A 14,325-nucleotide genomic window follows, 5' to 3' on the forward strand; every position below is an offset into this window, starting at 1 on the left:
GCGTCGACGTAATACGTAGCACAGCTTATTTTTGTGGAAAACATTATTGAATGAGCCAAAAGACGGGGTTGGTTTTCGGCAAATTTATGCCGGTTCATAAGGGCCATCTGGCGCTGATTGATTTCGCCCGCAAACAGTGCGATCACCTGATTGTGTCAATGACTGTTACGTCCGTTGATCGTATCGACCCAAACACTCGTCTCGGCTGGCTGACCGAATTGCTGGCTCCCTATCCAACCATCGAAGTTGTTACGGCATCCGACGATTTTCACGACCCAACGTTGCCTCTCTGGGAAGCTACTAAACTGTGGGCTGCTTTCATTAAGCGACGATTTCCGGAAGTGAGCGTCTTTTTTGCGTCAGAAGAATATGCTATTCCATTGGCTCATCATTCGGGTTTGCGCTACGTTCCGTTTGACCCGCCCCGGCAACAGGTTCCGGTTTCTGCTACGTTGATTCGGCAGCAACCCGCGCAATATTGGGAATTTATTCCCGACGTAGTACGGCCGTTTTTTGTTAAAAAAGTTTGTTTGTTCGGGCCTGAAAGTGTGGGCAAAACAACGCTGGCTCAGCAGCTGGCAACGGCGTATCAAACGCAGTATGTGCCGGAGATGGCCCGTAGATTCATTATGTCTAATACGTTCACAATTGATCAACTTATTCAGATTGGACGAGCCCAGACTGAGGCCGTAAACATTGCTGAACGTACTGCAAACCGCATTCTATTTTGCGATACAGATCTGATTACTACGCAGATATACTCTTCCGTTTACTTCAATCAGGTACCACCCGAACTCGCAGAACTGGAACGTATCGTTTTATACGATGCGTATATTCTGCTGGATATTGATGTGCCGTGGGTAGCCGATCATCTTCGCGATCAAGGCCACCGCCGGGAAGAAATGCTGAATCGGTTTCGCCAGGAACTCGACAAACGGAATCTGACGTATCATTTCATCAGCGGTTCATATTCTGAAAGGATGATAGGAAGCCGGAAGGTTATCGATGCGTTGTTACATCAACCTATGTTAGCCGGAAGATTTCACTGAAGAAGGTTGTTACTTTTTTCTTTTATCTATCAATAAAATGATACGCTGATAGTAAGCGTATCATTTTATTGATAGATCGTAACTAAATCGTTCATTTACAGAAATAGTTGTATAAACGTTTAAGCTGGCAACAGGCCGATTCACTACGTCAATCGATACTTAAAAACCTTTCATAGATACCTTTAAAATAGGACGTTTCTCAGATGTTAAATTATAAATCAAGATGCATTAATTAGAACTATATAAAGAATAATCGAGAGTAATATACTGATAATTATGATATTACTCATTTTGTATTATAACTTTGCATTGAAACCAAAAAGTGAACTTATATGGCAGTTGCCAAACAATTCCTCAAAAGCAAGCCTCTTGCGAAAGTAACGTTTGAATTGCCGGCCGAAGCCGTCAATGGTGCTAAAACGGTCGCCCTGGCCGGTGAATTCAATGGTTGGGATATCACTACCCAAGTTTTGAAAAAGCAGAAAGATGGTTCGTATAAAACGACCGTTGAACTGCCTGTAGGTGGAGAGTATCAGTTCCGTTACGTCCTGGACGGTATAACATGGGAAAACGACTGGGCTGCTGACAAATACGTAGCCAGTGGTGTATCGAGCGAAGAGAACTCTGTAGTTGTTCTCTAAGAAAGACATTTACGTAAGCAAAACGGGTAATCAGGCCAGTCAGTTAGACTGCTGATTACCCGTTTTTATTGCAGCTCTTTTGTCAGGCTGAAGAACGAAGCCTATGAACCGTTCGCCATTAGCGAGGATGCTACGTACCTCAGCATGACAAAAACAACGTGTTTAAACTAGACCGTAAAACTGTCGGATTCAACGTAGGCTTTAATCAGCGCTACTTCGCCGTCTTTACCCGGTTGCGAATTACCATGCTCCATGCCGAAAATAAACTCTTTGTTTTCGGCTTTCTGCTTCTGGTAAATATGCTTGAATACGTTTTTGTAATTGATCTCACCCGTAGTCGGTTCTTTACGTCCCGGATTGTCACCAATCTGAAAATAGCCAATTTCGCTCCAGCACCAGTTAATGTGCGGAATGATATGCCCTTCGTTTTTCTGCATGTGGTAAATATCGAACAGGATTTTGCAGGAGGGACTGTTCACCGCGCGGCAGATTTCGTAGGTCTGGTCGGAGGTGCGCAGGAACAGATTAGGCGTATCGCTGAGCGGTTCCAGCACCATGGTTAAACCGGCCGGAGCCAGAATATCGGCACCCCGACGTAGCGCGTCGATAACGTGGCCAGTCTGAATACCAATCGGCAAACTTCGATCAAAATCGCCGGGCACCACCGTCGTAAACTTGGTATTAACGCGTTTAGCGGTTTCAACGGCTTTTCGACAACCATTCAGGAAAATATCAACAAATTCTGGCTTTCCTGTTGCCAGTGAATTCTGGCTGTTGCCGCCTTTATCGAGTACGAAAACACCCATCGTCATATTGAGACGGGCCATTTCTTTAGCGATTTTTTCCTGTGTAGCCGCGTCGCGCCCCATCATGCCATTGTCTTCCAGCGCCGTAAAACCTTGGTCGGCCATAAACTTGAGCTGGTCGATAAGATCTTTTCCCGCGCTGTTTTCGAACATGCCAAAGTGCGGGGCATACTTCAGTTTAAATGTATTTTTTGCTAAAGAAGCAGGCTGTGAATGCCAGTTGCTGGCTACAGATTCACCCGTGACGGCGGCACCTGCCAGCCCAAAAGTCGATTTTACAAAATTGCGTCGTTGCATGGTTGTCTGAACCGGGATTACGCTGATTTAAGGATTTTCTGGATTTTGTTTTTTATTGTGCGCTTCAAAGAAGCGAAAAGCAAAATCCAGAAAATCCTTAAATCAGCGTAATCCCGGTTATTTTTTCTTTAAACTGGCTAAATATTCTACTAAATCTACTAAATCCTGCGTGCTCATGGCTTCCTGCAAGCCGGAAGGCATCATCGACGAATCCATTTGTTTCATCGAGACGACATCTGCCATTTTGTAGTTTTGCACAGTTCCGCCGGGGAATTTCATCTGGAGATCCGTTTCGGTTTTGCTCGACACGATACCCGTCATTGAGCTGCCATCCTTAAATTTTACTTCCCAGCCTTCGAAGCCAAAGCTTATACCGGCGTCGGGGTGTAAAATTGCCAGATACTGACCTTCTTTCGGTAGTTTCGAACCAATTTCCGAGAGTTTCGGGCCGAAGTCCATGCCTTCGCCGTTTACCTGATGGCAAGTAGAGCAATTATTTTTGAAGGTGATAACTCCTTTGGCAGCATCGCCTTTCATCGAAAGCAGGTCATTTATAGGCGGTAATTTTTTACCTTCAGCACCTTGACTACCATCCAGATAACTAGCCGCCTGCTGACGAACATTTCGGCGCCAGTCATTACTCACGCCTTGTGCGGCAGCTTTTTTGTAGTCGCCTTTAATATCGCCGGATTTCAGCAGCGCCAGTACCATATCAGCACCTTCGAGACTTCCACCCAGCGAACGGGTTGCTTCCCGACGTAGCGCGGCAGGTCGTTTTTCGTCTAATGCCACCGTTTTCAAAATGTCGATGGACTCTTTGTTGCCTACCCGACGTAGCGCAATGAGCATATTTGTAGCGGCTTCGGCATCACTGCCGTTGATGACGCCCCAAACCAACGGACCGCCCTGCTGCTTCAATAATTGGCGAGCCGCGTCGCGCCCCATGCCTTCTATGGCTTTCTGAACAGCCAGTTGCTTCAACCGTTCACTTTCTGAAGCAAGTTCATAACGCGTTGCCAGTTCGATGTATTCCGGTTTACCGTACACATCGTTCAGGAGTTTGCTCAACGCTTCCGAAGCAACAGGTGAGCTTTTCACGAACGTAGGGTCGAGGTGACGTAGCGCCAGTTTTGTTACGTCCGTCGAGCCGCTATTGGCTTTTAAAATTTCTAGCAGAGCCGTCGATTTTTCAGTGGCACCGGGGTTGAAATCGAACGCCCGGAAATAACGAAGCCGCTGATTTAGTGCTACGTTAGCATCGCCCGCCAGTTTCGCCAGCGCAGGTACTGATTCTTTAGTGCGAGCGCGCCAAACGATATCCCGTCCAGCAGCATTTGCCAATGGATCCACTTGTTTAGCCCAGGCAGCGTAATAAGTATCCCAATTTCCTTCGGCTCCGATGCCAAGTGCTTCCAGATACCAGCGATCCTGTCCATCGTACTTACTGGCAAGCTGCGCCCAAAGCTCCGGCGCATCAGGTGATGTCGGTCCGGCGTTCCGGCTCTTACGTAACGCAATGGCGCACTCGCGACGTACCTGAGGATCAGAGTCGTTAACGAGTTGTTTTACGTAAGGAATAATGTCGGCTTTACGTTCGCGGGCGGCACGTAGCGCCGTGATACGTAGGTCAGGATTCGTACTCTTCAGCGCCGTTTCTATGTATTTTTTGCCATTATCTAGCTGACTCAGCAACCAGAGCGCACGCGCCTGCATCCGGGGGTTATCGGACGATTTGTAAAGTTTCACCAATGCTTTTTCGGCCTTATTGCCCATCTCGTGCAGCTTCTGCCAGCCTGCATACCGGAACGCCATGCTTGGGCTTTGTAACGCTTCGATGGCTCCTTCGGTAGTCGATACGTCCAATTTCGGAATTGTATACGGCGTATTGGGCGGAGCAACCCGGTAAATACGTCCCCGCTTCTGATCACCGGCCTGGTGGCCACCCACGCCGGGGTCGTACCAGTCGGCAATAATTAGCGAACCATCGGGAGCAATGCACACATCGGCAGGCCGGAACCACTGATCACGCGCACCTTCGAGCAGGTTGACAATTTCAGCTTTGTAGCCCGCGCCGTTCTTTTGCACTGGATACGAACGCACTACGTTTGGGCCTGCATCGCAGTGAATCACTTGGTTTCTAAATACTTCGGGAAGTAGTTTTCCTTCGTAAACAATAATTCCCGTTGGCGATCCGGCACCCGTCTGAAGCAGATTGGGTACTACGCCGGGGTCGTTGAGGTGCCAGTGCCGGAAAGGGATTTCGGTTTCAATGTTATCACGATTTGCCTGCCAGCCTGCGCCCGTCATCTCGTCGGTGTAGCCGTAGTTTCCGTATTCCATGACGTAGTTAATCCGCACACTCTTGTTGCCATCGTCGTCATTATCCGACTGCCAGAGCGTACCATATGAATCAACCGCCACTTCGTAGTTATTACGGAAATTCTGGGCCAGTAACTCTACGTTCTTTCCGTCCGGATCGCAGCGGAACACCATGCCCTGCTTGAAATTCTGCTTGTTGATGGTCTTGCCGCTGGCGATATCGGTAATGGCGTTACCGTTTTTATCGAGTAGTTGCTCGCCCGCATTACCGAAGTTGAAATACCATTTTCCATCAGGTCCGAACACAAACGTGTGCATACCGTGGTCGTGTTGCTCACCACCGATTCCCGTAAACAACAATTCCTTTTTGTCGGCCTTGTCGTCACCGTTTTCGTCGGTAAATACCCAAACGTTGGGGCTATCGGACACAATAACTTTATTGCCCTGCACCCAGATACCCAGCGGTGATTCGATATCAGGGCCCTGATAAAACACCTTGCTCTGATCGGCCTTTCCATCGCCATTGGTATCTTCCAGAATGACAATACGATCGCCGTCTTTGTTGGTTGGGTTTCCGTTAACAGCCGGGCGATAATTGTAGGCTTCACATACCCAAACCCGACCACGGGCATCTACGTCGATGTTGGTAGGATTGACCAGCATGGGTTCGGAAGCAAACAGCGTTGCTTCGAGTCCAGCCGCAATATTCAGACTGCCAACCGCATATTTCGGGTCGTGCTTATCGTCGTCGCCCAGTTTTGCAAACAGACTGGTCAGGTACGATTGCGACGCTTTATTGAGGTTTCGATTCTGGTAAGCGCCGATAAAAAGCCCGCTAACTACCAGGCCAGTAGCTGAAACAAGAACAGTCTGTCGGGAGAAAAAAGACCGTTTTTTTGATAAAAATGGAAACATGATGTTTATCGCTCGGGTGAAGGAATTTGGTCAACGGTTCTACGTAACAAAATACGTAACACGGTGATTTATACCTATCCGTTTGCTATTTTCAGTCGATACGTTTCTGAATGTTGCTATGTTCAGAACGTAGCATAGGTAATTTCCTAGAATCGTGTTACGTTGTCAACGTTTAGAAATGTGTGGCTTTATCCTCCCAACGGCTTTTACATATTATTACGTAGTAGTTGCTACGTGGATATCTGATCACCGTAATGGAGCCGCCTTTGCCGGGATTTCACTACGTAGCGCCCGAGCCATTTCTTTCAGGATACTGCTAGAAGCCGGTTGGTCACTTAAGTTAGTACGTTCAAGCGGTTCATGGTATAGGTCGTATAATTCGCTACTTGCTACGGAGCCATCCTGATAGCGTCGCCATTCGGTGTAGCGGTAGCGATTGTTACGTAGCGAATAGCCGATTAAGTCAGGAGCCGTTTTATACGTCCACGGTCGCGGAAACTGGCTAATGGCTACTGATCGATGCGGCTGATTTGACTTGTTGAGTAGCTTTTTGAACGACTTTCCCTGCATCTGTTTTGGGGCTGGAAGCTGGCACAAATCCGTCAGGGTCGGAAACAAATCAATTAATTCAACCAACGCTTTTGTGTGCTTGCCATTGGCCTTTTGTGCAGGAACAGATACAATAAGCGGCACGCGTACATCCAGTTCGTAATTTGATGTTTTCGTCCAGAGCCCCTGTTCGCCCAGATGAAAACCGTGATCACTGACCAGTACCACAACCGTATTTTCGGCTAGCCCCAATTGATTCAGTTTCTGCAAGACAAGGCCAACCTGCGCATCAACGTAGCTGGTGCTGGCGTAATAGCCGTGTCGAAGTTGCTGCTTCATGGCATCCGACAGTTTACCTTTGGGCGGTACGTCCGTATATCCGCGAAGCTCCGGCGACTCATGACCTGCGTAAGCTGGGGCGCCTGTTGGAAGCTGTTCGTTGCTCCGGCTGGCGAATTGTTCCGGCCGATGAATTTTCCAGTAGCGTTCGGGCGCCGAAAACGGCAAGTGAGGACGCCGAAAACCAACAGCCAGAAAAAAAGATTGCATCTTCAATGTGTCAAGCGCCCGTATAGCCGCCTGTGCCACTCGCCCATCCACATAAGCCGAATCGGGTACGTCGGCACGTTCGGTAGGCGCTGCTTTCCAGAAGCCTTTGCCGCCATTGCGCATGTTTTCGGGCAAGACGTACTTCCCACCTGCCTCATCAGTAACGTGCAACTGCTCGGGCACCGACCACGATTGAGCGTCCTGATGATCGGCAGGATCGTGAAAGATTTTGCCAATGCATTGTGTTACGTATCCCTGTTGTTTAAAATATTGCGGCAGCGTTACTACGTTCGGCAGATGCGTTCGAACGGGCGTATTGAGGTCCCACACACGTAGCGAATCAGACCGTAATCCGGTCAGCATCGACGCCCGCGACGGCGCACAGACGGCCTGTTGGCAATAAGCCCGGTCGAATACAAGGCCCGATTGAGCCAGTTGGTCAATAGTTGGCGTGTGCGCTAATGAATCTCCGTAGCAGCCAAGATCAGTCCGTAAATCGTCGATGACAATGAATAGTACGTTGTAGCGATTCGCTGTCGAGTCGAATGGTACCAAAGGAAAATGCTGCACTCCCAGCCCAATCAGGCTGGTGATTCCCAGTAATATCCACCGAACGAATGCTTTCATTTGCGTTAATTGATACTGATCAGCGCGGTCAGTTTAGTATTATAAATTTGTATAAATGTACTACTTATTACGCAATTGATTACTTTAGCATATTGATGAATGAGTAGACATATCGTTCATCTGATTAATGTATAACTAATGGAAGCGACACCCAAAATAGAACCAATCATTTCGACCACCATGGCCGATCAGGTGGAGGAGCGATTACGCGAATATATTACCCATAAAGCCTTCCGGCCGGGTGACGCCATACCAAAAGAAGTGGAACTGGCTGAAGCACTGGGTGTTAGTCGGAACGTAGTGCGCGAAGCTCTAAGTCGCCTGCGGATGCTGGGTATGATTGATACCAAAAAACGCCGGGGAATGGTGCTGGCTCAGCCTGATATTCTGAGCGGTCTGGAGCGAATGATGCACCCGCACATTTTGGGGACTGACACGCGTAAGCAGATTTTCGAATTTCGGCTGGTGTTGGAAGTAGGGCAGGCTGCACTGCTATTTGCCCGTAAGACCGATGAAGGTATCCGCAAGCTGGAAGCTATCGTTAGCCAGGAATCGCAAGTGCAAAGCATTAAAGAGAAGGTAGAATGTGAAATTGCTTTCCATTCGGCTTTGTATGAAATGGCTGGAAATGAGACTATTAAACGGTTTCAAACGATGCTCATGCCTATATTTGAGTACGTAGTAGAATACGAAACAGATCATGATTTTCACACAGTCGGCTCCGTAACCCACAGGGATTTAGTCAATATTCTTAAGAAGGGTACACCTGAAGAATTTGCTAGTGGAATGCTGCGACATCTGGAGCCTCACCTATTGCGCTTAGCTTAGAATTTAACTTTCCATCTAAAAAGTAGTAGTAAAATTAGGAAATTTAGATAGAGCCGTTTTTATTTGCCGTTATATGTACTACATAAGTGCAAAATGGTTCATGATCATTACGGATATTACAACTCGACTGATTCGCGTAAGTGCCGAAGCGTGGTTTTATCCGCGCCCAATTCCGCCCGGTCACGTACCATACTGGGATTTTCCGCTTACTACGTTGCACACCGGCGAGGGAATTGAGGGTTACACAATGGATTATGGTCCGCTAGGGCAGGGGCGAGCGTCGGCTTATGCGGTGCACGATGTGTATTACCACGATTTAGTAGGTAAAGACCCGCTCAATCATGAAGCTATCTGGCAGACTTTCCGGCAAAAGCAGCGGCATTTGTATAATCTGCGAGAGTCCATTTGGGGGAATCTGGACGTAGCGCTATGGGATATAAAAGGAAAGGTAGCGGGCATGTCGATTGCGAAATTACTTGGCCAGTACCGAGATAAAGTTCCTACGTATGCCACCTGTCCACCGCAAACTATAACCACGCTCGAAGAGGTTGAGCAGGAAGTTACCCAAAAAGTAAAACAGGGATTTCGGGGTATAAAGCTTCAATTGTCAGACGGTTCAGCGCTGGATATTCCCCGGTTGCGCAAAGCGCGTGAACTGGTTGGGCCCGATTTTCCACTGATGCTGGATTCATCGGCAGTACTTACGTTCGACGATGCTTTGGTGATTGGGTATGAGCTGGATGAACTTCGCTATGAATGGTTTGAGGAGCCGTTTCCAGACGCCCACATTGGTCAGCTAAAGAAGCTTTCAGATGCCATTCGAACGCCAGTTTTAGCTGCCGAAACCGTCGGTTTATTTGAGTTACCCAATTACATGATCAACGGCGCAGTCGATCTTATTCGGGGCGACGTGCATCACAAAAGTGGGATAACGGGCATTATGAAAGCCTTGGGAATGTGCGAAATGATGGGCTACGGCCTGGAAATTCATACCGCTGGTGCGCCCTTACTCGACGTAGCAAATCTGCACGTTGGTTGTGCCACGCGATTGTCACGTTTCTTGGAAAGCCACCATCCAATGTTCCGTTTCGGATTGAAAAACAATCCTCTCGACATTCGGGACGACGGCTGCCAGCATTGCCCAACGGGTCCGGGTCTGGGTGTTGAACTGGATTGGGACTGGCTGGATAATCACACCGTTAACATAATCCAGGGATGTACGTATTAGGCAAAAATAACGTAACAGCATGAGTGATCGCCATAAACCAGCAACGTATCAGCCCCTCGAATCGACCGACATTTGGGGCAACTGGGCTACCCTGATGCTCCCAATTAGTGAAGATGATTCGATTGATTTTGAGGAGTTAGCAGCCGAAATTGATACGTTGATTGCCTTCGGCGTAGACGGTATTTATTCAAATGGCACCGCGGGCGAATTCTATAATCAGACCGAAGCCGAATTCGATCTGATTCACGAGCTACTGGCGCAAAAATGCCACGCGGCCGGAATGCCGTTTCAGATTGGCGTTAGTCACATGAGCCCGGTGTTGTCGCTGGAGCGGTTGAAACGGTCACTACGTTGGGAGCCGGGTGCCGTGCAGGTCATCCTGCCCGACTGGTTTCCGCCAACCGAAAGCGAAATCATTGCCTTTTTACGGCGCATGGCCAACGTATCGACCGATGTTCGACTAGTGCTTTATAACCCACCGCACGCTAAAGTTCGATTAACGGCCGCTCGGTTCGGTCAGTTAAAAGAGGCTATCCCTCAGTTGGTTGGCGTAAAAGTACCGGCTGGTGATTCGGAATGGTACGTTCAGATGCGCCAACATATGCAGGGGTTGTCGGTGTTTGTTCCGGGGCATTTTCTGGCAACGGGAGTGCAAGAAGGAGCTCACGGCGCTTATTCGAACGTAGCGTGTCTGCATCCAAAACTGGCGCAGGATTGGTACGATTTAATGCAAACCGATCTGCCGCAAGCGCTGGAGTGGGAGCAGGGAATCCAACAGTGGATGCGCGAGTGCATTGCGCCGTATATCACCGAAAAAGGATATCCAAATCCGGCCTGCGACAAATTTATGTCAGTAGTTGGTGGTTGGGCAAAGGTCGGTTGCCGGATGCGCTGGCCGTACCGCTCAATACCGGCCGAAAATGCCAAATTCGTCAGAGAATCGGCCAGGAAGTTGATACCAGCCTTTGCCAGCGTTGTAAGTGTCAGCTGATTATCAACTTGGAGGCACCTAGTTAAATGTTATTATTTCTCTAAAGAATACAAAAAAATAGGTTAAATACTTTGAATTTTTTAGAAATAGCTGGAATATTGTGTAATTATGTTCTACTTATTTACATAACAACAAGATAAACAACCTTATTTCTATTTAACCCAATTTGTTATGGTAAAGTGTTCTATAATTCATGTTTGTAGCTGGGTAATTGGGCTATTCCTGTGGATCGGCGCCGTCGATAGCCTGGCTCAAAACCGAGGTCAAGTTCAGGGGCAGGTTACAGGCGCAGACAATGACGGTCTGCCCGGCGTGAGCGTAGTTATAAAAGGGACAACAACGGGTACGGTCACCGATATAAATGGAGCGTATTCGCTTACTGTGCCTAACCCAAATGCTACGTTGGTCATTTCGTTTATCGGGTATGTTACCCAGGAAATTCCACTCAACGGACGTAGTCAGCTTAACGTATCACTCAAGGAAGACGTAAAAGCGCTCAGCGAAGTTGTCGTTGTGGGTTACGCCGAACAATCTCGGGCGAAAACGAGCGCATCGGTTTCGAAACTGGACAATAAAGAGCTGCAAAATATTCCGTCGGTAAGCCCGGTACAGGCGTTGCAGGGTAAAATGGCCGGTGTTTCGGTTCCGGTTTTATCAGGCCAGCCGGGGGCAGCAGCCAACATTGTGATTCGGGGTGGTACTACGTTGAATCCATACGGAACCAGCACCGGAACGGGTGGGGGAGACCTGATCGGTGCCATTCAATCGAGTAATCCACTGGTAATTATCGATGGTGTATTCCGGAACTTCACCGACGTCAATTCCGACGATATTGAATCGTTGCAGGTATTAAAAGATGCGGCATCTACGGCGGCTTACGGAGCGCGGGGTGCCAATGGCGTTATTATTATCAAAACAAAGTCCGGAAAAAACAACGCTGGTCGTGGTAACGTAACGTTTCGGTATCAGCACGGTGTTGAAACACAGGCCCGTAACTACCAATATTTGGGCGGGCGCGATTACCTGACGCTGGCCCGTAAAACCTGGGCGCGTGGGTTAGATGTATTCGACATTAATACCAAACTCTATTCGGCGGGTAATTCAGCCACTACGCCAACCTACACGCAGAAAGGCCAATACGGCGCGGCTTATTACACAACGGCTTACCTCGCGAATCTCGTTTCGGTAGAAGGCCAACCTTATGTCGATAACCTGCTGGCCAACGGCTGGGAAACCATCGATGATCCGCTCAATCCGGGGAAAACCATCATTTTCAAAGACAATCATTATCAGGACCTTGTCTGGAATACGGCTCAGACGAACAATTATAACGTAGCGGTCGATGGCGGTAACGAACGTAGCAATTATAACGTATCACTTGGCTACGTCGATCAGGGGGGCGTGTTTCTGGGAACGGGTTATAAACGCTTCAGTTCGCTGGCAAATGCGGGTTTCAAAGTAAGTGATCGCTTTAAACTAGACGCCAATTTTTCGTATCTCTGGAACGACAACAAATACGTCGATAACACGCTGAATCAGTTGATACGTGGTGTTCGCATTACGCCCCTGAACCGGATTTACGCCGACGATGGCAAACCCTATCTGGGCGAGAGCGTAACGGTTCGGAACCGCTTACACGAACTGTATTATCAGGACCTAAACGCGAATACCGAACAAACGACATTCCGGCTGGCGGGCGATCTGGAAATTGCGAAAGGACTGCATTACCGGCCTTCGGCGTCGATCTATATTAATAATTACCAGTATCTTTTCTTCGAGCGCTATTTCCCCGGTCAGCAGGTTCAGCGGCAAAAAGTTGAGCAATCGAATCAGACACGGCAGATTATGACCGATCAGATTTTGCAATACGACCACACGTTCGGCACACAGCATAATCTAACAGCGCTGGCCGGTTTCAATTATACCCGAGTTTCAGCTTTTAACCTCGGAGCAACGGGTCAACGGTCTACCAATGATTACACTTCGACCATTTCTGGTGACCCGCAGACTACTTCAGTAAATGGCGTGCAGCAACCGAACTTCACGGTTAGTTCAGCATTAAATGTCAGCAAAACGGCCAGTTTCTTCGGCCAGCTCAACTACGATTACGATGGCAAGTATCTGTTTGGCGCGTCGTTACGTTACGATGGTTTTTCAAGCTTCGCCCCGAACAATCAATACGCCCTGTTTCCTTCTTTATCGGCGGGCTGGAACATCCATCGGGAATCGTTCTGGAAAGTACCCTTCATGAATCAGTTTAAAATTCGGGCTAGCTATGGGCAAACGGGCTTATCGAACCTGAGCTATACCGATACGTATGGCGGTTACGGTGCACGGCCCTACGGTGGCAACGGCGGAATTTTACGTACTACGTTGGCTAACCCAAATCTTCTCTGGGAAACCACCGAAACTGTCGATGCAGGTATCGACCTGAGCCTGTTTAACCGCGTTACGTTGGCAGTAGACGTTTATAATAAGCTGACAAAGAACCGGCTGGATAATTTGCAGCTGCCGACTGAGTCGGGTTTCAACAGCATTCCTTACAACGTTGGGCAGCTACGTAATCGGGGGATTGAGGTGGAAATCGGCGCTACGGTATTAAAAGCGGGCGCTTTCTCCTGGAATACTAATTTTTCCTTTGCGTTCAACCGCACAACCGTTGTGAAACTGCCGCCAAATGGGCGAGATAAAAATCGCATCAATGGCGGTGCGGTTTATGATCCGGCATTGGGCCGTGACATTGAGGTAGGCGGCTACGCCGAGGGCGAACGTCCGGGCGGTGTGTGGGCTTGGCAGTCGAACGGCATCTATTCTACCGACGAAGAAGCTAAAGGCGCTCCTAAAGATCTGATTACGACAAGCGTAGCACTAGGCAAACCCAAACACGGGGGCGATGTAAACTGGGCCGATCTTAACAAAGACGGTCAGATTGACGGTAAAGATTTAGTGTTTCAGGGCTGGCGAGTACCCGACAAGATTGGCGGTATGCAGAATACGTTCAGTTGGAAGGGCATCACGGTACGTTTCACAATGGATTACGCACTGGGGCACATCATTAGCAACGGAGCACTGGCACGCTCAATGGGTCAGGCACGGGCATCCAACGAGGGTGCACCGAGTCAGGCGCTCAACGATGATGTTTGGCAAAATCCGGGCGATGTAGGCAAAAAATACCCTCGTTTCAGCTTCGGTGATGCTGATTTTGGCTACCGAAATCACCTGCGCGGAGCTTCGGCCGTTGGCTACACACAAGTTGGTCTGGAGGGGTACAGCACCGATAACTCGATCTATATTTCCAAGGGCGACTGGCTGGCTTTCCGCGAAGTTTCGGTTTCGTATCAGGTTCCGAAAACCATTACTAACCGTATTAAAACGGGCTCGGTTCAGTTGAATGCAGGCGTGTATAATCTAGGCTATTTAACGGGTTACACCGGACTGAATCCGGAAGTGTACAAAGGGTTCGATGAAGGCGGTTACCCCCGGCCTCGTCAGTTCACGTTTGGCGCAACGATCCGTTTCTAACCTT

9 protein-coding genes are annotated in these 14,325 nt (G+C 48.7%); 6 read left to right on the plus strand and 3 right to left on the minus strand.

Annotated features, from left to right (window positions below):
• The first annotated feature begins 50 nt into the window (after positions 1-50).
• Both ACYVF1_RS21965 and ACYVF1_RS21970 read left to right on the plus strand, forming a co-directional pair.
• The gene (locus tag ACYVF1_RS21965; protein WP_461082879.1) at positions 51-1,049 is read left to right on the plus strand and encodes an AAA family ATPase; all 999 of its coding nucleotides are present in this window, start codon (positions 51-53) and stop codon (positions 1,047-1,049) included.
• A gap of 332 nt (positions 1,050-1,381) precedes the next feature.
• Positions 1,382-1,690 (plus strand): isoamylase early set domain-containing protein, encoded by a 309-nt coding sequence (locus ACYVF1_RS21970; RefSeq protein ID WP_461082881.1) that lies wholly within the window; start codon positions 1,382-1,384, stop codon positions 1,688-1,690.
• A 167-nt stretch (positions 1,691-1,857) separates the two neighbouring features.
• Here ACYVF1_RS21970 and ACYVF1_RS21975 read toward each other — a convergent pair whose 3' ends face one another.
• The 3 genes from ACYVF1_RS21975 to ACYVF1_RS21985 all read right to left on the minus strand — a co-directional run bounded on the left by ACYVF1_RS21975 (position 1,858) and on the right by ACYVF1_RS21985 (position 7,752).
• Positions 1,858-2,793 carry a hydroxypyruvate isomerase family protein gene (locus ACYVF1_RS21975; RefSeq protein ID WP_461082883.1) on the minus strand — a complete coding sequence of 312 codons (936 nt, stop codon included), beginning with the start codon at positions 2,791-2,793 and terminating at the stop codon, positions 1,858-1,860.
• Between the two features lie 117 nt (positions 2,794-2,910).
• Complete coding sequence (locus ACYVF1_RS21980; RefSeq protein ID WP_461082885.1) at positions 2,911-6,027, minus strand: PVC-type heme-binding CxxCH protein; 3,117 nt, start codon at positions 6,025-6,027, stop codon at positions 2,911-2,913.
• 246 nt (positions 6,028-6,273) lie between these two features.
• A complete protein-coding gene (locus ACYVF1_RS21985; RefSeq protein WP_461082887.1) occupies positions 6,274-7,752 on the minus strand; it encodes a sulfatase in 1,479 nt (492 codons plus the stop codon).
• Between the two features lie 138 nt (positions 7,753-7,890).
• Here ACYVF1_RS21985 and ACYVF1_RS21990 point away from each other — a divergent pair, with 138 nt between their 5' ends.
• The 4 genes from ACYVF1_RS21990 (at position 7,891) to ACYVF1_RS22005 (ending at position 14,321) form a co-directional block, all read left to right on the plus strand.
• The gene (locus ACYVF1_RS21990; RefSeq protein ID WP_461082889.1) at positions 7,891-8,580 is read left to right on the plus strand and encodes a FadR/GntR family transcriptional regulator; all 690 of its coding nucleotides are present in this window, start codon (positions 7,891-7,893) and stop codon (positions 8,578-8,580) included.
• Between the two features lie 73 nt (positions 8,581-8,653).
• Positions 8,654-9,808, plus strand: a complete 1,155-nt coding sequence (locus tag ACYVF1_RS21995; RefSeq protein ID WP_461082891.1) for a mandelate racemase/muconate lactonizing enzyme family protein — start codon at positions 8,654-8,656, stop codon at positions 9,806-9,808.
• A gap of 19 nt (positions 9,809-9,827) precedes the next feature.
• Positions 9,828-10,799, plus strand: a complete 972-nt coding sequence (locus ACYVF1_RS22000) for a dihydrodipicolinate synthase family protein (protein WP_461082893.1) — start codon at positions 9,828-9,830, stop codon at positions 10,797-10,799.
• Between the two features lie 171 nt (positions 10,800-10,970).
• Positions 10,971-14,321 (plus strand): SusC/RagA family TonB-linked outer membrane protein, encoded by a 3,351-nt coding sequence (locus ACYVF1_RS22005; RefSeq protein WP_461082895.1) that lies wholly within the window; start codon positions 10,971-10,973, stop codon positions 14,319-14,321.
• The last annotated feature ends 4 nt before the right edge of the window (positions 14,322-14,325 follow it).

Source organism: Spirosoma flavus (assembly GCF_054778555.1).

What these genes read in the sequence shown, in the direction of transcription:
- ACYVF1_RS21970 (WP_461082881.1), top strand. Translation starts at nt 1,382, where the DNA reads ATGGCAGTTGCCAAACAATTCCTCAAAAGCAAGCCTCTTGCGAAAGTA.
- ACYVF1_RS22000 (WP_461082893.1), top strand. Translation starts at nt 9,828, where the DNA reads ATGAGTGATCGCCATAAACCAGCAACGTATCAGCCCCTCGAATCGACC.
- ACYVF1_RS21985 (WP_461082887.1), bottom strand. Translation starts at nt 7,752, where the DNA reads ATGAAAGCATTCGTTCGGTGGATATTACTGGGAATCACCAGCCTGATT.
- ACYVF1_RS21965 (WP_461082879.1), top strand. Translation starts at nt 51, where the DNA reads ATGAGCCAAAAGACGGGGTTGGTTTTCGGCAAATTTATGCCGGTTCAT.
- ACYVF1_RS21995 (WP_461082891.1), top strand. Translation starts at nt 8,654, where the DNA reads ATGTACTACATAAGTGCAAAATGGTTCATGATCATTACGGATATTACA.
- ACYVF1_RS21990 (WP_461082889.1), top strand. Translation starts at nt 7,891, where the DNA reads ATGGAAGCGACACCCAAAATAGAACCAATCATTTCGACCACCATGGCC.
- ACYVF1_RS21975 (WP_461082883.1), bottom strand. Translation starts at nt 2,793, where the DNA reads ATGCAACGACGCAATTTTGTAAAATCGACTTTTGGGCTGGCAGGTGCC.
- ACYVF1_RS22005 (WP_461082895.1), top strand. Translation starts at nt 10,971, where the DNA reads ATGGTAAAGTGTTCTATAATTCATGTTTGTAGCTGGGTAATTGGGCTA.
- ACYVF1_RS21980 (WP_461082885.1), bottom strand. Translation starts at nt 6,027, where the DNA reads ATGTTTCCATTTTTATCAAAAAAACGGTCTTTTTTCTCCCGACAGACT.